At 48.4% G+C, this 18,033-nt stretch carries 17 protein-coding genes; 7 read left to right on the forward strand and 10 right to left on the reverse strand.

Annotated features, from left to right (window positions below):
- The first annotated feature begins 88 nt into the window (after positions 1–88).
- Entirely contained in the window at positions 89–409 is a 321-nt protein-coding gene (locus VNQ80_RS11155; protein ID WP_325638522.1) for an iron-sulfur cluster assembly protein, read from the forward strand.
- Between the two features lie 43 nt (positions 410–452).
- Here VNQ80_RS11155 and VNQ80_RS11160 read toward each other — a convergent pair whose 3' ends face one another.
- Genes VNQ80_RS11160 through VNQ80_RS11180 form a run of 5 tightly spaced genes read right to left on the reverse strand, consistent with a single transcriptional unit; the run spans position 453 to position 3,651 of the window.
- Positions 453–1,064, reverse strand: coding sequence for a hypothetical protein (locus VNQ80_RS11160; RefSeq protein WP_325638524.1), 612 nt, complete (start codon positions 1,062–1,064; stop codon positions 453–455).
- On the reverse strand, positions 1,061–2,320 hold the full coding sequence (locus VNQ80_RS11165) for a cation:proton antiporter (protein ID WP_325638526.1): 1,260 nt from the start codon (positions 2,318–2,320) through the stop codon (positions 1,061–1,063). Before VNQ80_RS11165 ends, VNQ80_RS11160 begins: the two co-directional genes overlap by 4 nt.
- Before the next feature lie 15 nt (positions 2,321–2,335).
- Positions 2,336–2,812 carry a cation:proton antiporter regulatory subunit gene (locus tag VNQ80_RS11170; protein ID WP_325638528.1) on the reverse strand — a complete coding sequence of 159 codons (477 nt, stop codon included), beginning with the start codon at positions 2,810–2,812 and terminating at the stop codon, positions 2,336–2,338.
- 49 nt (positions 2,813–2,861) lie between these two features.
- Positions 2,862–3,326 carry an SRPBCC domain-containing protein gene (locus tag VNQ80_RS11175; RefSeq protein ID WP_325638530.1) on the reverse strand — a complete coding sequence of 155 codons (465 nt, stop codon included), beginning with the start codon at positions 3,324–3,326 and terminating at the stop codon, positions 2,862–2,864.
- A gap of 1 nt (position 3,327) precedes the next feature.
- Positions 3,328–3,651, reverse strand: a complete 324-nt coding sequence (locus VNQ80_RS11180) for a metalloregulator ArsR/SmtB family transcription factor (RefSeq protein ID WP_325638532.1) — start codon at positions 3,649–3,651, stop codon at positions 3,328–3,330.
- Between the two features lie 440 nt (positions 3,652–4,091).
- On the opposite strand from VNQ80_RS11180, the gene VNQ80_RS11185 reads away from it, so the two are divergent.
- Complete coding sequence (locus VNQ80_RS11185; RefSeq protein WP_325638534.1) at positions 4,092–4,850, forward strand: formylglycine-generating enzyme family protein; 759 nt, start codon at positions 4,092–4,094, stop codon at positions 4,848–4,850.
- A gap of 17 nt (positions 4,851–4,867) precedes the next feature.
- Here the strand turns inward: VNQ80_RS11185 and VNQ80_RS11190 are convergent, their stop codons facing one another.
- Positions 4,868–9,187: a translocation/assembly module TamB domain-containing protein gene (locus VNQ80_RS11190; RefSeq protein WP_325638538.1), complete on the reverse strand. Its 4,320-nt coding sequence runs from the start codon at positions 9,185–9,187 to the stop codon at positions 4,868–4,870.
- 163 nt (positions 9,188–9,350) lie between these two features.
- Between VNQ80_RS11190 and tsaD the strand changes: the two genes are divergently transcribed.
- Together tsaD and mgrA are read left to right on the forward strand one after the other, a co-directional pair.
- Positions 9,351–10,352: a tRNA (adenosine(37)-N6)-threonylcarbamoyltransferase complex transferase subunit TsaD gene (gene tsaD / locus VNQ80_RS11195; protein WP_325638540.1), complete on the forward strand. Its 1,002-nt coding sequence runs from the start codon at positions 9,351–9,353 to the stop codon at positions 10,350–10,352.
- A gap of 67 nt (positions 10,353–10,419) precedes the next feature.
- Positions 10,420–11,451 (forward strand): L-glyceraldehyde 3-phosphate reductase, encoded by a 1,032-nt coding sequence (gene mgrA / locus VNQ80_RS11200; protein WP_325638542.1) that lies wholly within the window; start codon positions 10,420–10,422, stop codon positions 11,449–11,451.
- On the opposite strand, the gene VNQ80_RS11205 is transcribed toward mgrA, so the two are convergent.
- From VNQ80_RS11205 to VNQ80_RS11220, 4 genes are all read right to left on the reverse strand, one after another.
- On the reverse strand, positions 11,452–12,831 hold the full coding sequence (locus VNQ80_RS11205) for a lactate utilization protein B (protein ID WP_325638543.1): 1,380 nt from the start codon (positions 12,829–12,831) through the stop codon (positions 11,452–11,454).
- A gap of 52 nt (positions 12,832–12,883) precedes the next feature.
- Positions 12,884–14,626: an aspartate--tRNA ligase gene (gene aspS, locus VNQ80_RS11210; RefSeq protein WP_325638545.1), complete on the reverse strand. Its 1,743-nt coding sequence runs from the start codon at positions 14,624–14,626 to the stop codon at positions 12,884–12,886.
- An 84-nt stretch (positions 14,627–14,710) separates the two neighbouring features.
- Complete coding sequence (locus tag VNQ80_RS11215; protein WP_325638547.1) at positions 14,711–15,394, reverse strand: response regulator; 684 nt, start codon at positions 15,392–15,394, stop codon at positions 14,711–14,713.
- A 162-nt stretch (positions 15,395–15,556) separates the two neighbouring features.
- The gene (locus tag VNQ80_RS11220) at positions 15,557–15,967 is read right to left on the reverse strand and encodes a hypothetical protein (protein WP_325638549.1); all 411 of its coding nucleotides are present in this window, start codon (positions 15,965–15,967) and stop codon (positions 15,557–15,559) included.
- Positions 15,968–16,237: 270 nt separating this feature from the next.
- On the opposite strand from VNQ80_RS11220, the gene mraZ reads away from it, so the two are divergent.
- The 3 genes from mraZ to VNQ80_RS11235 are packed head-to-tail and all read left to right on the forward strand — an operon-like array spanning position 16,238 to position 18,020.
- Entirely contained in the window at positions 16,238–16,708 is a 471-nt protein-coding gene (gene mraZ, locus VNQ80_RS11225) for a division/cell wall cluster transcriptional repressor MraZ (RefSeq protein WP_325638551.1), read from the forward strand.
- Positions 16,701–17,606: a 16S rRNA (cytosine(1402)-N(4))-methyltransferase RsmH gene (gene rsmH / locus VNQ80_RS11230; RefSeq protein ID WP_325638553.1), complete on the forward strand. Its 906-nt coding sequence runs from the start codon at positions 16,701–16,703 to the stop codon at positions 17,604–17,606. The genes mraZ and rsmH overlap by 8 nt, the downstream gene beginning before the upstream one ends.
- A gap of 6 nt (positions 17,607–17,612) precedes the next feature.
- Positions 17,613–18,020, forward strand: coding sequence for an FtsL-like putative cell division protein (locus VNQ80_RS11235; RefSeq protein WP_325638555.1), 408 nt, complete (start codon positions 17,613–17,615; stop codon positions 18,018–18,020).
- The last annotated feature ends 13 nt before the right edge of the window (positions 18,021–18,033 follow it).

Raw genomic sequence — 18,033 nt, forward strand, 5'->3', positions numbered from 1 at the left:
TTTTATGGGAGCAATGTCAAGAAAGGTGGGCAATGTGGTGAAATCGCATAAATACGTTAAATTTGTAGTGTCATAATACAGGAGAACCATGATTGTAAACGACCCCTTACAGTTAGCCCCGGCCATTACCGATGCGTTGGAAACCGTCTTTGACCCGGAAATACCAGTTAATATTGTTGAATTGGGCTTGGTATACGAATTGATTACCAAAGAGGGCGGTATCGCTAAAGTGGTAATGACACTTACGGCCCCCGGATGTCCGGTAGCAGGCGACATTATCGACGAAGTACAGCGCAAGGTCGGAGCGATAGAGGGTGTGGGCCAAGCCTTGGTGGAACTCACGTTCGATCCCCCTTGGGATAAAAGTATGATGAGTGAGGTAGCTAGGCTGGAACTTGGCTTTATGTAGCTGCGATTTCGGCCTGCAAGCGGCAACATTGTCAGCCTATTGGCTATTCACCAAGGGAATGGACAATCTGCGAGCGGTATTGCATATCTTTTTCCTGGAAGCCGATGGTTTTTTTGAATGTGTCGAATGTAAAGAACACTTCCCCCGGTACCGGTGCATCAGGAGCGAAGAACAGTTTGAAGCTATAAGTGAATGACTTGTCGTGATCTACCGCAATGCGGTTTGACGAGAATACCAACGGTTCGATTGGGGTGGTTTTCATTCGGGTCACGTCGTCAATATTCCACAATTCAGCCAATGCAGCTACGAATCGGTCGCTTTCAGGCCCAGACCGCAGCAATTTAATGGCTCCTGATGTAAATCCCTTTTTTTCATTTACCGATCCATCGGCGTTGATACCGGCAGCGATTTGGTCGTCCAATTCGATATGGAAACCAACGGTGTCCTCTCCGTATAGTCCTTCGGCAACATAGGTTATGGATGTGTCGCCATCTACCCGATCTACCAGCCGTAAAGAGATATGTTTCGGGTGTTCGGGGTTATTGACAATTTCAAAAAGTGGAATGGAGTCGGCATTGCCGTTAGGTGCCTTGGAGGAATTGCCACATGAAGCCAGAATCATCGCTAGCAACAGAAGAATGGGGACTTGTTTCATGATGATGTATTTTCATTATCAGTTGCCTGTTTTTCCAGATCGCTTAATGTCTTCACCGGTTTCTTCTCGATATTCCCTTTTCCAAACAAGGCGTTCCAAATGGCGCGCGATTCTTTGGTAAGCAGTGGTGCAACAATAGATAGTATCAATACGTATACCACCACAAACGACTGGATTACAGGGAGTAGTTTACCTGCTTTGCCAATATTGGCCATGATGATCGAAAACTCCCCACGGGCAGCTAGGGTAAATCCGATATCTACTGAATTCCGTTTCTTCAAGCCGGAGAAATGCGAAGCGAAATATCCTGAGGCGACGTTGCAAATTATGGTTACAAACGCAGCGATAGAAGCCCAAAGTACCGCGCCACTCAATGTTGTCGGGTCGATGGAAAGTCCAAAACTAAAGAAGAACATCGCGCCGAAGAAATCCTTGAAGGGTAGGACAAGTTGTTCAATGCGTTTGATGTATTGCGACTCGGCAAGTACCAATCCTGCCATCAACGCCCCGATTGCTTCTGCTACATGGATCGTTTCCGAAAAACCGGCCACGATAAATAGTAATGCAAATATGACAAGAACGAAAAGTTCGGACGTTTTATCTTGGAGTACCCGATCGATTGCCGGTACTAGTTTGCGGCCGAGAATCAGGAAAGCAAGAATAAATCCCAATGCGAGTAGCGACGTGCCGGCGACCGTCCAGAAGGAACTGCTACCCGTTAGTATCAGCCCTGAAAGGAATGAGATATGCATGGCGATAAACAGATCATCGAACATGATCATACCCATAATCACTTCCGTTTCGGGGTTGGCTGTCCGCTTTAGGTCAGTTAAGACTTTGGCCACGATCGCAGTCGACGAGCTGGTCATGATACCGCAGAGTACCATGACTTCCTTAAAGGGCAACCCCATCAACCAACCAATCAGTAAACCGGAACAAAAATTAAGTACCACATAAAAGGTACCTCCGGTGAGGATGGATTTACCCGATTTAATAAGCCTGCCAACAGAAAATTCCAGCCCGAGATAGAAAAGGAGGAAAAGTACGCCCAAGCGCCCCATGAAGTCGATAAACGGCTTGCTTTCGGTAAAGGTGAGGTCAATGTTACCAAACGTTGGCGCATGTTGGCCGAGCACCATCCCGATTAATATGAAAAAAGGGATGACCGAAAACCGGAGCCTGTTGGAAATCAACCCAACGAGTGCTACTAACCCTACGGCGATGCCGATTTCAAATATCAGGGTGTGTGACGTCATCCGCTTTTTTTCCTGCTATAGTATTTCTTTAATCAACTTGATGTGGTTCCGCTTACCGGCTACGACCATAGTGGTATCGGCGTTCATTACATAATCCGGCCCTGGATTGATGATGCTATCACCTTCCTTGATCGCGGCGATGATGGATGCGCCTGTGCGCTTACGCACTTCCAGTTCGCCAATTGACTTGCCGATACTCGGAGAATTCTTGCTAACTTTTATCCATTCGATACTAAGGTCGTCGAGGGCAACCTCGATGGTCTCAAGCGCTTTGGGTTTGTAGGATAATCCGCCGATGATGCCGGCTACTTGACGCGACTCTTCATCAGAAAGGGTCATCACGCATCTGGACTCACTTTCTTCCTGGTCATAACGGTAGAGCTCCCGCCGCCCGTCGTCGTGGATAACCACTACCATGTGATCGCCCGCCTCGGTTTCAATCTGGTACTTCTTGCCGATACCGATCAGGTCTGATTCTCTTACAATTGACATAGTTGTCTCTCCCTAAGTTAAAAATCATACAAAGATACGATTTTCTCGGTTATTTTAGATTTTCCACTACCTGTTGCAATCGGTTGTGTGCCATGTCAATGCCTTGTTTAAACGGTAGCATTAGCATCTCGTCACGTGCTGCCACTGACCTGAAAACCATCTTCATGGTCAGCTTGCTCACATTGGCTGTGAGCGATTCAAACTCGAGGAACTCGAGTTGGACGGGGAAGGGTGTCTGTTCCATCTCAAACGTGCGGATAATGGTTTGATTGGGCACGACATCATGGATGGTGCCGTTGAATCGGTGTTTATTCCCGTATGGATCGGTTGTTTCGAATTGATAACTGCCGTGGCGCTTGCTTTCGAGTTTAAGCACGTTCGTGCCCATCCATTGTGCAACAATTTCAGGCATTATATACGCTTTGAATAGTGATTCGACCGGGAGATCGAACTCCCGTATGATCACGAGTTCCTGTTTGCCGTCTTCGGCAATGATGTTTGTCTTGCGTTTCATACTATGAGTTGGATTGGTGATTTTTCATGATAGCCTCCAGCTTGTTAAACCGGTCGTCCCAAAGGTTGCGGAAAGGCTCGATAAAATCGGCGACCTCACTCATTTTTTTTGCATTGATGTGATAGTGGATTTCTCTGCCGCTTTGCTGCGGTGTTAGCAACTCACATTCCGTAAGTATCTGCAGGTGCCTTGATATCGTTGGTCTGGCCGTGTTGAACTTCGCTGCTATGGCACCAGCAGTCATCGACTGCGATACTAGCAACAACAAGATAGTCCGTCTGGTCGGGTCGGCTATCGCCTGGAATACATCCCGTCTTAAATTCATTTCGTAGCTATTTGACTTCAAATATACGGGTGGTTATTTGACTACAAAATAATTTTTGATTTTTCGGCAGCATGTGTATTGTTGCATCACCACCGTGGCGCTGCCGATACGTAAAACGAAAGCCGGTGACTTTCTGACAGTAATGGTCGGTGTAATTGTTTGACTATGAGTAGGTAGTATGCTTTTTATGAAGTGTGCTGTAATAACTTTAAATAAATGATATAATACGATATTAATCAAATGTTTATTGATGACTATATAAACAGATTCATTTGATAAATGTAAGTGCGGTACATCCTGTCTTTTAAGTAAACAGCCGATGAAGAATACCTAAAAATTGGTATTTAGCGACTGTGTTAACCTTGCTATTTTTGTCGGTAGGATGGTGATGTAATAGGCCATGAATCGCGCTTTCACGCGATGAGTTAAGCTAGGAAAATATGAAACCGAAATCATTCATGTTGGCTACAGTGATGTGGAAAGCCCGTAGCGACGCAGCATCTGTCGAAATTGCAGCGACTCCTGAAATGGTACTGGTAGATGGGGGTGTTTTTCAGATGGGAGACTATGTTAGCGAAGGCGAAGAGCCCGTGCACCGCATTACTGTTAATACGTATCACATCGGGAAATACCCAGTTACTGTGCGGCAATACCGGTCGTTTTGTGCAGCTACAAGGAGGGATATGCCCTGTGGTCAGGATGGCTGGGACTGTAATGACCAAGCGCCCGTTGTCAACGTAACGTATAATGATGCGCTAGACTACTGCGACTGGTTGAGCAAAAATTACGGGGGTAATTGGAGACTGCCCAGCGAAGCGGAGTGGGAATATGCAGCACGCGGCGGAATCCGAAGCATGGGGTATATGTACAGTGGAAGCGACAATTTGTCAACTGTGGGTTGGTTTGGGGGGAATATCAATGGGGGAGCGGTTGGCATTGGGCGAAAGCAGGCGAACGAATTGGGTATCTATGATATGAGTGGCAACGTTTGGGAGTGGTGCCGGGATTGGTATGATATCGAATACTACGGCCTAAGTCCCGCTTTAGACCCAGAAGGGCCCGTATCTGGCACCCGGCGTGTATTGCGTGGAGGTGCCTGGGATGAGATTCCGCTTGCCTGCAGGGTGGCTTATCGTGGTCACCTTACCCCGCAGGCCCGATGCGCCAATTGCGGCTTCCGTGTTGTGCTTTCACAATGAATATGCCCGGGGGTTGGTTAGTCCTCCTCTTCTGCTTCTTCCCGCTCGTTCCGGATGGTTACAAGACGTTTAAAGAATTCCCGAAACGTGTAGAATTCCTGCCTGTAAACCAACCCCAGCGCACTGACGTAATTTTCGTTGATGGTGAGCGGGAGAAAGTTCCGGCTATTTAACCTGTTGGAGCCCCGCAATACCAATCGGCCATCTTTCCGGATAAGGTAGCGTAGTTCAGCATCGGTGACGATGCGGTCGCTGAATACGTTGAGATCATTGACATTCCGCATATCAGCGACGCCGCCTGTAAAAATCAATCGATCATTGAAGAAGCGAAGCGAAGCACTGGCGTCGTTGAGCGACCGTATATTTAAGTCGACGAATTTAATGTTCAACGATTGTGAAATCAGGTTGTTTAATTGGTTGAATGCCAGTTCTGTGCCAGCGCTGAGTAACGTGTTGTTTAGTTCTCGGCTGAAATCGGTTGCCGATCCGGGTGAAAAACTCCTTCGCACAATAAGGCTCAATGCCTGCTGGTTTACGTTGTTCGCATCACTTAGGTAACTCTGCAACTCGTCGTTTACGTACGGATCGTTCGGGAAGTTTAGCCCAAACGTGATATCGGGACGCATGAGATTGCCATTGAGGTTCATCACCGCATGGGCAAGTACTCGTTGCTCAACGGTTTCTCGCCCGGCAGCATTATACAACGGGGCAAGGCTGGTCCGTTGGCCATACACAGCAGCAAGGTTAATGGTGGCATCGGTGGGTTGCCCTGTCCAACGGATGGTCCCACCTTCATTGATTTCGAATATCTTGTTAATGAAATCCTGTGCCGTGAACGTGAACTTACCAGTATTGATAGCGTAGTCACCAAACATTTCGAAGTCCCCTAGGCTCGATATGCGCAGAGAAAGCGTACCTTCCCCGCGCCCGGTCAGTTCCCCAAGATCGGTATAGAGGCTGGTTTCAGCATCGGGGGTGATCTGCAGATCCATGTTCATGCTAAGCCCTTGGAATAGGCGGGGGCGTGCTTGTGGTGTATTCAATGTGTCATGACCTACAAATCGGATGAAGTCATTGTCACTGACTGTGCCTACCGCATTGAGTGGTATATGGAACCGTGTGGATGCGTTGGTACTTGCCTGAATGCTAATTTGCATTGCGTTGGTAGGCCCATTGAAGGAAAATCTACCCGTTCCATACGCGGTGCCGTAATAGGAAGGGTTATCCCGGAATGTGGTGTTCAACACCAGGAAATCGGTCGCGTCCACGGTCACTTGGATGTCGGGAACCAGTGGATTGCGCATATCGACGCGGCCGTTGGCGATGGCTTTGTTGTTCCGGCGATCGGTAATCACCAAACCGTCCAAATTGATGGTACTATTGTTCAGTACGAAGGCATCGTCTATTCGATAAGGAGTTTTTAGGTAATTGACGGTGAATCCAGCATCATGCAACCGGCAGCTGCCGCTAACCCTTGGGGCTAGGGCCGAGCCGGTAACATGGAGGTCTGCCGATATGGTCCCGCTGACGTCTGACACGAGCTTTCCGAGAAACGGCTGTAAGAGAATCAATTCGCTGCGGTTGAAATGTGCTTTCACGTTCAGTTTGTCATTTTCAGCAGAAGCATCGTATGTACCCACTGCGCTGATGGTTTTCATCCCATCGCGTTCGGCCATCACATTGACGTTTACCAATTCGCTGACGCGATCAAAGTCCGCTCGAAGTACGATATCGCCTATGATCGTTTGATTGACGCGGACATCGGTTGCAACCATATCGGCGACGGCAAACGGATTATCCAAGATAGAAGAAACATCCATATGGCCGTTGAGGATACCCGCTAGGCTAAGGGATGAAGACGCCATCAACGGATTAAATGTGCTGAGGTTGAAGTTTCTGAAAGTGAATGAAACATCGCGATCGTTTTCGGCCGAAATGATGCCCTCCAAACGGGCGGTTTGCCCCTGATTGGAAATTTCGAGGTCACGGACATCAATATCGCCATCCGTAATATAAGCCGTCGCGTTGTTACTAAATTGCCACGGTTCATTGTTGAGTACCAGTGCAGAAGGTAAAAGCCGTATTCGAGTAGGTAAGCCTCGCTGAAAATTTACCATTCCATTCAAATCCAACTGATTGCTTGCTGTAATGTCGGCCAATTTTAGGTTAACATGGAGACTGTCGCCGGCCATCACATTCGAAAGATTTACGTTGTTGACGTATAGGCTATCCGTAACGCTGATTCGGTCGGCAGTAACCAATAGTCGCAAGGCACCTTCGTTGGCCGACTCATCCACAATCAGTCGTTCTACGTCAATCGTGCCATAAGATAGTTTCGGAACGATGAAGTTGATAGTCGCCGTACGTTCCGCAGAAGAAAACCGTGCGTTCATCAGCGCACCTTCACCCAGTGTGAGTTTTGGCGCTAGTACAGCAGTGATTGGTTCAGTCTCCTTGAGTTGGAGGTTCAGGTCGAAGGCCTGTTTTCCAATTGGGCCAACTGCCAATGCAAGAGATGGTGCATACTGCATGGCTATCGATTTGAAATAGCTTCGAAGCGTCGTTAGGTCCATTTCGCCATTGACCGTTGCATCTGCAAGGTCCGAGCGCAAGCGAAGTAAGCGGTGGGCTTCATTGCCGCTAGCCTGGAGTACCAGTGAATCGACAGCATATTGCAATGAATCCGCGTTGAAACGTATGTCATAGAGCGCGAGGTCGCCTTGCATGTTGTTCAATGCATTGCCGTTGAAATTGCTCGCAATCGTCGCGTTTTCAATTACAATAGGTGACTTACTATACAGATCGAGGTTATTTAGGTTTGCGTAGGCAATCGTTGCATCAAATGCATACTCGGGCTGTTCCGGATTAAAGTTGATGCCACCGTCGAAGACCAACTGCAAGTTGGGGTCATCGACCGCGATATTCCCTTTAAATTCCATTTCAGAAAATTCACCCGCTAAATCGATATTTGCATAGCGGTAACCCCTTAAATCCAAGTATGACACATTGCCATCCACGTGACTGTTGATGTCGTCGGGCCTAAATCCATTGCCTGCAATGTTCACGTTGAAACTTCCACGGCCAATTTGAGGGTGTTGGAACAACGTGCCCAGATCGAATTCGGGGGTCGTGATCTTTCCCGAGTAGCGGCCCCCGTTACGGATGTTTAGGTTGATTGCAGCGTTGGCGGCACCAAGTTCGGTTGCGAGGGCCCCTGTGGCCTCAAAATCATAGTAAGTACCCAGCAACACACCTCGATAGGCAATGTCGCCCATCCGGTCAAATACCGGCGGCAATCCAAATGGCTTTGCTTGGCGTAACTCACCAACCAATGATTCGATGTCTGCACTGTTAGTGGCTAGCTCGTGGAGTTGTATATCGAAAATCGTCTGCTCAATATCAGGTAAACCGCGGATATCGAAATCGCCCGATAATTGGGTGCGATTACCCATTCGCATCAAAACGTTTTGGCCCGAAATATTAGACACACTTCCCGTGAAGAGCCCTGATACGGAAACGTCAAAATGAGTGACGGCAACCTCCGGTGCAAAAAACTCAATGTCTTTGGAGTTGATCCGTGCTCCGTCAAGCACCAGCTCGAAGGTCACCGCCTCCATGAAATTCTCAAATGCCGAAAATTGCGAATATTCGAACCGGAGGTAATCACCTATTCGGCTCCGATTGGTTTCCAGATAAAGATTTTGCAATTCTAGGTAATTCGTATCTATTTCCGCAACCGCCTGCATCTCGTGAACATAGAATCCACTCTTTTCACGGAACGTCAGTCCTTCGATAGTAGATTTGAAGATGTGGCTGTCAAAGTTGATATCGCTGAAATGACCGGTTAATTTGGTGAGACTGATATCCCGATAATTGATGCCCTTGATTGGGCTGCTCTCGCCGTTTCGGTAGCGGAGAGAAATATCGGACAGGTCAACGCTGCCGACATCAAGTGTGAGCCATTTTCGGCTATTCGAAGATTGGCTGGTCATTTCAGGTCGGAAATAGTTGGCAATGAACGAGACATTACTGCTATCTCCTCGCCGATGGAGGTAGAATGATCCGCCCGAAAGTGCCAGTTTGTTGATGGTAATCCGGCGATCACGTATTTTCCACAAGTTTACCGACGCCGTCAACCGATGGGTGTAGAGTAAGGTGTCGCCTGCTAAATCAGCCACATATAGGCCATTGAGAACCAAAGACGAAAACGGTTTGAAATAAAGACCTTCCAATGATACGGTGGTGCCGAGTTCGCTAGAAAGATAGGCTGCCGCCCGCTTGGCAAAATAGGTCTGTACGGGGCGGTATTGGAGGGCATAGATGAGTCCAATGAGCAAGAGCGTTAAAGCGACCAGCGACCATAGCGATATTTTTAGTGTTTTTTTGATATTTTCTTTATTAAAAGTACTCGCTCAACTTTTTATCCAACGCAATTTTGGTTTGTATTTCGAAGCAACTTTAGCTAAGTTTGCTCTCATAAAATGCAAAACGTTAACTGCTATGCCTGTCATTCTTGGCATTGAATCTTCCTGTGACGAAACGTCTGCTGCTATCAGCGTTAACGGTACAGTTCGTTCGAACGTCATCGCTAATCAGACCATCCATGAAAAATTCGGCGGCGTAGTGCCCGAACTGGCTTCGCGCGCGCACCAACAGCATATTATTCCCGCTGTTGACCAAGCTATCCGCGATGCAAAAGTACATAAAAATGACATAGATGCGGTAGCGTTTACACGCGGGCCTGGACTGTTGGGGTCGTTATTGGTTGGAACATCCTTCGCTAAGGCGTTTGCGCTTGCCCGGGCTATCCCGCTTATCGAGGTAAATCACATGCAAGCACATATTCTTGCCCATTTTATCGAAGAACCGGTTCCCGAATTCCCCTTTTTGTGTCTCACGGTTTCGGGGGGGCACACGCAACTGGTGTTGGTGAAAAGTCACTTTGAAATGGAGCTGCTCGGCCAAACGCTCGACGATGCGGCAGGCGAAGCATTCGACAAGACTGCGAAAATCCTCGGGCTCCCTTATCCGGGCGGGCCGTTAATCGATCGCCATGCCCAGCATGGCAACCCTCGGGCATTTACGTTCCCCGAGCCGCAGGTGCCTGGACTTAATTTTAGTTTCAGTGGACTAAAAACCGCTATCCTTTATTTCGTGCAACAAAGGCAAGGTAAGCAAGCTGATTTCCTAAATGTGCACCTCAATGATGTATGCGCATCGGTACAATCACGTATTGTCTCCATCTTGCTCAATAAATTACGAAGGGCAGCCCGTGACACAGGCGTGTTTCATGTAGCGATCGCGGGGGGCGTTTCAGCGAATTCGGGTTTACGGAACGGGTTGATGGCAATGGGCGAGCAGGAGGGATGGCAGGTGTTCATTCCACGCTTTGAATATTGTACCGACAATGCGGCGATGATTGCCATTGCCGGCCATTATAAATTCCTTGCCCACGAATTTGTAGGACAGGAGATTGCTCCGATAGCCAGGTACGCAATTTGACATACGAACTGCCGGAGAGCAAAAGCTGATACCGGACTGATGACATATAACTTGAAAGGAAGAAACGATGAATTGGAATCCCAATCCCGAACGGTATAAAAAAATGACCTATAACCGTTGTGGTCGCAGCGGACTGCAACTTCCGGCCATATCCCTTGGGTTATGGAACAACTTCGGTGATGACGTACCGCACGGTATCAAACAATTGATATGCCGGCAGGCGTTTGATCTGGGTATCACCCACTTCGACTTGGCTAATAATTACGGCCCGCCCCCGGGAGCTGCGGAATCTGCCTTTGGGCGCATATTGAAAGAAGATTTTGCCGGCTATCGCGATGAACTGATCATCTCTTCGAAGGCCGGATACGATATGTGGCCGGGTCCTTACGGCGAATGGGGAAGTCGCAAGTATTTAGTATCGAGCTGCGACCAGAGCCTCAAGCGGCTCGGCCTCGACTACGTTGATATTTTCTATTCCCATCGGTTCGACCCGCAGACACCGTTGGAAGAGACCATGATGGCGCTGGATCACATTGTCCGTTCCGGTAGGGCTCTGTATGTTGGTATTTCCTCATACAATACCAAACGTACACGAGAGGCTGAAGCGATTTTACGGGAGCTCGGTACGCCCTGCCTTATCCACCAGCCGAGCTATTCGATGCTCAACCGTTGGGTGGAAACAGACGGTTTACTCGATACGCTGACCGACCTGGGCGTAGGTTCTATCGTGTTTTCGCCGCTTGCTCAAGGGATGCTCACCGACAAATATCTGGGAGGTATTCCAGCCGATAGCCGTGCAAAAAAGAGAGCTTCTTTCCGTTCTGGGTTTCTGAGCGGGGAAAATGTGGAACGTATTCATAGACTGAACGCGATAGCACAACGCCGTGGACAGACACTTGCCCAAATGGCCATTGCGTGGGTGCTGCGGAGAGGTCGTGTAACCTCAGCATTGATTGGTGCCAGTAGGCCTGAACAGGTCGTGGATTGCGTTGGCGCACTCGACAATCTTGGTTTTTCTGAAGCGGAACTGGCGGAAATCGATCAGTACGCGAAAGATGGGTCGATCAACATCTGGGCGAAATCGGCGGAATTGGAGTAATCACTTGTTGTGTTCTTTCCACTGCTGGCTGAACGACTTCTCAGCGATATGCGGAAGCTGACGGTGTTTGCCCCACGCTTTTTTGAAGAAATTCCGCAGCAAGAAGTTTTTGAATCTGCCGCTGAAAAAGTCGACAAGCCTGCGCTTGGTGATTGCATAGGTAAAGCCTTTCCATGCAAACCGTTCCGTTTTGGTAGGGAGGTGGCTAGCTACTGCGTCGCGCCGATTGAGTAGCAGCATCTTGTGTATGTCGATTTTAACCGGACATACTTCAGAGCACTTACCGCAAAGGCTGGAGGCGTAGCTCAGGTGCTTGAATTCGGCCATGCCTCGAAGGTGTGGCGTAATCAGCGATCCAATGGGGCCGCTATAGGTGGTGTTGTATGTGTGGCCGCCAACATTTTTGTAAATAGGGCATGCGTTGAGGCAAGCACCGCAGCGGATGCAATACAATCCTTGGCGCTGATCTTTTTGGGCCAACAGCTCGGTACGGCCATTGTCTAGCAATACCACATACATTTCTTCGGGACCGTCGGTCTCATTTTCCTGTCGTGGTCCACTGATGACGCTGTTATACACCGTGAGGCGTTGTCCTGTACCGTGGGTTGAAAGTAATGGCCAAAACAAATCCAGGTCATTAAGCGATGGAATGATTTTCTCGATGCCTACGACGGCTATGTGGATTTTTGGAAAAGTGGTAGAAAGCCGGGCGTTGCCCTCATTTTCGGTAATGGCGATACTTCCGCTGTCGGCTATCAGGAAATTGCCGCCGGTTATGCCGACATCTGCCGTGGTGTATTGTTCCCGAAGTAGTTCCCGGGCCTTCAGCGTCAGCTCTTGGGCGGTAGCCTCGGGAGGGGTATCGAAATGCTGGTGGAATAGCGCTTGGATATCCCGCAAGCTGAGATGCATGGCCGGCGTTACGATATGGTAAGGTTTTTGTCCAAGCAACTGTACAATATATTCACCCAAATCCGTTTCAATGGCCTTTATATTGTTTTCGGCAAGAAATTCGTTGAGTTCGATTTCTTCCGTCGTCATCGATTTGGATTTTACCACTGTTTTGGCACCTGCACCTTCCAAGATCTTACCTATTTCCTCGCGGGCTTCTGCCGCATCGTTGGCCCAGATAACTTTACCCCCCCTTCGGAGGAAATTGGCCTCGAATTCGGGTAACAGCTTATCCAGGTTTTCCATTACCCGCCACTTGATGATATGCGCTTTCCGTTTGGAGTTTTCGAGGTGATGGAACACCGGAAGCCCCCGTTTCACCGCGTCGTCGTACTTGTCAATATTGTAGTTGATAATTTCGCGGTGACGAGGCTCGAAAGCCTTGGTTGCACTTTCTTTAAGGAATACGGTCTCTCGTGTAGACGCCATACGCAAGGTGTTACTATATAATAACGTAAAAAAGGCTTAAGTGTTGTGGTGCCTAACGTAGCGTAATGCCTAGTTCAGATAGCTGTGCATCGGCGATTGCCGAAGGCGAATCAATCATCACATCCCGGCCAGCATTGTTTTTCGGAAAGGCAATCACGTCGCGGATGCTGTCAAGCCCCGCGAATACGGCAGCCAGCCGGTCAAATCCAAAAGCGATACCACCGTGTGGGGGAGCACCATACGTAAAGGCTTCCAAAAGGAAGCCGAATTGCTTTTGAGCTTCCTCCGGGCTGAACCCCAAATGTCTGAACATCAACGACTGCAAATCCCGGTCGTGTATCCGTATGGAACCCCCACCGATTTCGGTGCCGTTGATGACCAAATCATACGCATTAGCTCGAACGCTGCCCGGCTGCGTCTCCAACAACGGAATATCGGCTATTTTTGGTGATGTGAAGGGGTGATGCATGGCATGGTACCGCCCCGATTCTTCGTCCCATTCAAGCAGCGGGAAATCCGTTACCCACAGCGGCGCGTAGGTGTTTTTATTGCGTAATCCCTGTTGAGAAGCGACTTCTAATCTAAGTTCGCACAATTGTTTCCGTGCCCGGTCTGTATTTCCTGCCATCACGAGCAGTAAATCACCCGGTTGTGCGTCAAATGCGGCTGCCCACGAGGCCAGTTGCTCGGTATTGTAGAACTTATCGACCGATGATTTGAGCGTACCATCCTCGTTATACCGCAAGTAAACCAATCCCGAGGCTCCGACCTGCGGGCGTTTCACAAAGTCTGTGAGCGCATCAAGTTGTTTCCTCGTATAGGATGCACAACCCCGGGCATTGATGCCTACCACAAGTTCCGCCTGGTCAAATACCGAAAATCCGGCGCCCTGAAGAAGTGTGTTGAGTTCAACGAATGGCATACCAAAACGGATATCCGGTTTGTCGGAACCATAAAGACGCATTGCTTCGTCGTAAGGCATGCGAGGGATGGCACCCAAATCGATATTCTTTAGTTGCTTGAACAGGTGCTTTATCAAACCTTCGAAAAGTTGGAGGATATCTTCTTGTTCCACAAAGGCCATCTCGCAATCGATCTGGGTGAACTCCGGTTGGCGATCTGCCCGTAAATCTTCGTCGCGGAAGCATTTGACCAGCTGGAAATAGCGGTCAAAGCCCGATACCATCAACAATTGTTTGAATGTCTGTGGCGATTGTGGTAGCGCATAGAACTCACCTGGATTCATCCGGCTCGGCACCACGAAATCCCGGGCTCCTTCCGGAGTGGACTTGATGAGTACCGGCGTTTCCACTTCCAGAAAATGATGGCGATCAAGGTAGTTGCGGGTTTCCTGCGCAAGGCGATGCCGTAAAATGAGGTTATTTCGTACCGGGTTGCGGCGAAGGTCGAGGTAACGGTATTTCATCCGTAAATCATCACCGCCGTCCGTATCGTCTTCAATGGTAAAAGGGGGAAGTTTCGCGGCGTTAAGTACATCGAGTCTGGCTACCTTGATTTCAATCTCACCCGTGGGTATTCTCGTGTTCTTGCTTTCGCGTTCGATAACCCTGCCGGTCACTTTTATCACGTATTCACGGCCGAGGGCACGGGCTTCGGCACGCAATGCCTCATCGTCGGCCGGGTCGAACACCAATTGCGTCACGCCATAACGATCCCGTACATCTATGAATGTCATCCCGCCCAAATCGCGCGACTTCTGCACCCAACCACTAAGTACGACTGTTTTACCTAAGTCCGAAATAGTTAGTTCTCCGCAAGTATGTGTTCTATGCATGCTCTTTTTTATCTAGAACCGCAAAAATAGCTGTTTTTTCCGAACAACAGACAGCTGTTCGGGGAGTTTTTCCAATGGTTGGGCTTAGCAGAGGCTCCCAACGTATGCGCGGCCTAACGGCAGGTTGTCACCGTTGTTCAGCAAGATGTTGGATGCACTGCGTGCCCGGATAGCATCTGTATTAATTAGGTAAGATTTGTGGATCCTCACAAACTTCTTATTATTTAGGATAGTTTCTGCGACTTCCTTAAGACATTTGCGCAACACGATTTTCTTAGTTGTGGTGATAAAGGTCGTGTAGTTGCCCTCGGCATGCGCATAAATCATGTCGTCCATCGGTATTTTGGTCTTGTGCTTTCCGTCGGGCAAGAAAATGCTCTGGCTCTCTTCTTTTGTTTCAACCTGGTTAAGTGCAATTTCAATGGATGCATAAACGTCGTTTCGGTTAAAGGGTTTCACGATGTAGCCGGCAGGATTGGTTGACTTCGCTGCCTCGATCGTGCTACGGTCCGCATGCGACGTGAGGAAGATAAACGGGGTATGGTGGCTGACGTTGATTTCATGGGCCAAATCAATCCCTGTTTTTTCACCATATAAAATAATGTCAACCAAAATAAGGTCAGGTTTTGCGGTTTTAATGGCTGATATCGCATCATCGTAATTCGTGCAAATACCGCAAACATCGTAGCCTAATTCTTGAAGCATGTACTCCAAATCCATGGTAATGATAAGCTGATCTTCTACGATAAGTATTTTTTTCTTTTTCATCCGACTGACATTGTTATGGTGAAGTTACATTCCAAGTTCAATACGAACCGGTGATGATGGAACAAAAGTAGTATGATTGGCTTATATGGGATGTAGTAATATGTCTACATCGTTGTAAATCACTTATAATTAGCGTATTGTATGTGTTTATTGCGGTTTTTTTTATCGACAGGTGCCGTCTTGTAAAACCCATACCCTCGATACGCTACTGCTCAATACATTAGGCGTATGCGGATCGCTGTTGGTGTCGTATGTCAATACAATAGCCCCCGTGCCCGGATTACCCTCAACCTGCAGCGCAATGATTTCTCCTTTTGCCAATTGAACGGTTGTGCTGAACGGCAAGGAAGGGTGGTTGGTAGTTACAGGGCCATCATTCGTATGGTAGGTAACCGATGAGACGAATGCTTCGTCATGCGCAGCAACTTGATAGGTGACCAAGCTGTGCTCGGATAGCTGTATGCCATCGATATCGCAGTTACACTGGGTAGGGTTTAGCTCCATGCGTTCTTCGCATGACTGTAATGTGGCAGACACAGCGAGAAATAAACTGAAAATAACGGTCAAACGCATAATCGATTAAGAAGTTATCACCCAAATCCATGCAAATATGGCCGATAATAGGAACTGTAAGGCAATAAACCCTTTGGATTTTTTGATTTTGTAGCCATTCTACTACATCCGGTGGCGGGCGCGACAGGATAGCATAACAATGTACCAACGTCGAATATCAGAAGTCAATGTGGGGAATAGGGAGTGTGGAAAACTTTTTTGTGGGAAAAAGTGGGGGAAAGTGGAGTAAATTCCTACTTTTACATCATATTTATTGCGAGAAGTGTATTTATGGGCCATTTGATAGGCGAATTTGATTGTAAGCTAGACACCAAGGGAAGGATGGTGTTGCCAGCTGCGCTCAAAAGGCAAATGCCTGATGCTGAGCGTTCTGGGCTTGTCGTCAATCGTGGCTTTGAAAAGCATCTCGTTATCTATTCGAGGGGCGAGTGGGATAAGATTACCGATAAGTTGGCAAAGCTGAATACCTATAAGGCTAGGAACCGGAAGTTTATCCGTGATTTCACCCGCGGCGCTACTGAGTTATCATTGGATTCGGCGGGGCGGGTTTTGTTGCCTAAGTCGCTGCTTGAATATGGTGAGATTGAAACAGAGGTTGTGCTGTCTTGCCAGTTCAACAAGATTGAGGTTTGGTCGAAAACGGCATATCATAAATTGTGGGAAGATGAAGAGGATGATGATTTCGCTGCATTAGCGGAGGAGGTGATGGGTGATGAATTAATGGGCGAAGAAGATGAATAGCGGATACCATGTACCGGTGATGCTGCACGAATGTATAGAGGCATTGGCAATTAAGCACGACGGCACGTATGTAGACGCCACATTTGGAGGCGGTGGGCATGCAGGGGAAATCATGAAGTATTTGGGAGGGGAAGGAAGGTTGTATGCCTTTGATCAAGATCCAGACGCGTTGCGAAACGTGATAGATGATGAGCGATTCGTGTTCATACATCAAAACTTTCGCTTCCTGAAAAATAACCTCCGGCTCTGCGGGGTGAAGGCGGTTGATGGGATTCTCGCAGATTTAGGGGTGTCGTCACATCAGTTTGATGACGCACAACGTGGATTTTCCACACGTTTCGACGCCGAGTTGGACATGCGTATGGATCGAGCCGGTGCATTGGATGCAAAGCAAGTGCTGAATACCTACTCTGAAGCTGAGCTGCATCGCATCTTCGGCATGTATGGAGAGCTTCACAATGCGCGTACGTTGGCAAAAACCATCGCCACGGCACGCCTTATGCAGCCCATCAATACGGTGGGGACGCTGAAGGAAGCCGTAAAAAACATAGTGCCTCGTGGTAAGGAGTATAAATACCATGCGCAGTTGTTTCAAGCATTGCGCATTGAGGTGAATGGCGAGTTGGATGCCCTGCAGGAGTTTTTGCAGCAAACCGTTGCTGTGCTGAATCCCGGTGGGCGGCTGGTGGTGATGTCTTACCACTCACTTGAAGACCGGTTGGTGAAGAATTTCATCGCCAAAGGTAAATTTAGGGGAGCGGTAGAGAAAGATTTTTATGGTAATGAGATCAAGCCATTGAAATCGATCAGTCGCAAAGCAATTGTTGCGAGCGATGATGAGGTGGCTCTTAATAGCAGGGCGCGCAGCGCTAAACTCCGAATAGCAGAGAAAGTTTAAGCAAATATGGCAAGGAACGCATATAAACGACAGCCGCTGAGTGAAGAACAGCAAGCCGAGTTGCAGGAAACGGTAGAAGAAAAGGCGGATGCTACCCGCAACTTTTTCCAATCTATATTTTCCACGAAGCGGTTTTCGTCGTCTGCATTTGTAGGCTATATTCCGTTCATTGCGTTTGTGGGATTATTGGCTATCCTTTATATCGCCAACCGGCATTATGCCGAACGGACGGTCCGGCAGATTGATCATTTGGGTAAAGAGGTGAAAGAGATGAACTGGGATTACAAGTCGCTTTCGGCCGACCTAATGAAGCTCACCACGCAAACCGAGATTGCCAAACGGGTGGATACCATGGGGTTGAAAGAGCGAAAGGCGCCGCCCAAGAAAATAGTGGTTGTAAGAGCCGCGCATTGAGCAAAAGTTAGCT

The sequence above is a fragment of the Parapedobacter sp. genome, from assembly GCF_035556095.1.
In the GTDB taxonomy this organism is placed as follows: domain Bacteria; phylum Bacteroidota; class Bacteroidia; order Sphingobacteriales; family Sphingobacteriaceae; genus Parapedobacter.

Coding starts and splice junctions, on each gene's coding strand:
- VNQ80_RS11185 (WP_325638534.1), top strand. CDS start 4,092: ATGAAACCGAAATCATTCATGTTGGCTACAGTGATGTGGAAAGCCCGT.
- VNQ80_RS11215 (WP_325638547.1), bottom strand. CDS start 15,394: ATGAAAAAGAAAAAAATACTTATCGTAGAAGATCAGCTTATCATTACC.
- VNQ80_RS11170 (WP_325638528.1), bottom strand. CDS start 2,812: ATGTCAATTGTAAGAGAATCAGACCTGATCGGTATCGGCAAGAAGTAC.
- mraZ (WP_325638551.1), top strand. CDS start 16,238: ATGGGCCATTTGATAGGCGAATTTGATTGTAAGCTAGACACCAAGGGA.
- VNQ80_RS11205 (WP_325638543.1), bottom strand. CDS start 12,831: ATGGCGTCTACACGAGAGACCGTATTCCTTAAAGAAAGTGCAACCAAG.
- VNQ80_RS11160 (WP_325638524.1), bottom strand. CDS start 1,064: ATGAAACAAGTCCCCATTCTTCTGTTGCTAGCGATGATTCTGGCTTCA.
- tsaD (WP_325638540.1), top strand. CDS start 9,351: ATGCCTGTCATTCTTGGCATTGAATCTTCCTGTGACGAAACGTCTGCT.
- VNQ80_RS11235 (WP_325638555.1), top strand. CDS start 17,613: ATGGCAAGGAACGCATATAAACGACAGCCGCTGAGTGAAGAACAGCAA.
- aspS (WP_325638545.1), bottom strand. CDS start 14,626: ATGCATAGAACACATACTTGCGGAGAACTAACTATTTCGGACTTAGGT.
- VNQ80_RS11165 (WP_325638526.1), bottom strand. CDS start 2,320: ATGACGTCACACACCCTGATATTTGAAATCGGCATCGCCGTAGGGTTA.
- mgrA (WP_325638542.1), top strand. CDS start 10,420: ATGAATTGGAATCCCAATCCCGAACGGTATAAAAAAATGACCTATAAC.
- VNQ80_RS11180 (WP_325638532.1), bottom strand. CDS start 3,651: ATGAATTTAAGACGGGATGTATTCCAGGCGATAGCCGACCCGACCAGA.
- rsmH (WP_325638553.1), top strand. CDS start 16,701: ATGAATAGCGGATACCATGTACCGGTGATGCTGCACGAATGTATAGAG.
- VNQ80_RS11175 (WP_325638530.1), bottom strand. CDS start 3,326: ATGAAACGCAAGACAAACATCATTGCCGAAGACGGCAAACAGGAACTC.
- VNQ80_RS11220 (WP_325638549.1), bottom strand. CDS start 15,967: ATGCGTTTGACCGTTATTTTCAGTTTATTTCTCGCTGTGTCTGCCACA.
- VNQ80_RS11155 (WP_325638522.1), top strand. CDS start 89: ATGATTGTAAACGACCCCTTACAGTTAGCCCCGGCCATTACCGATGCG.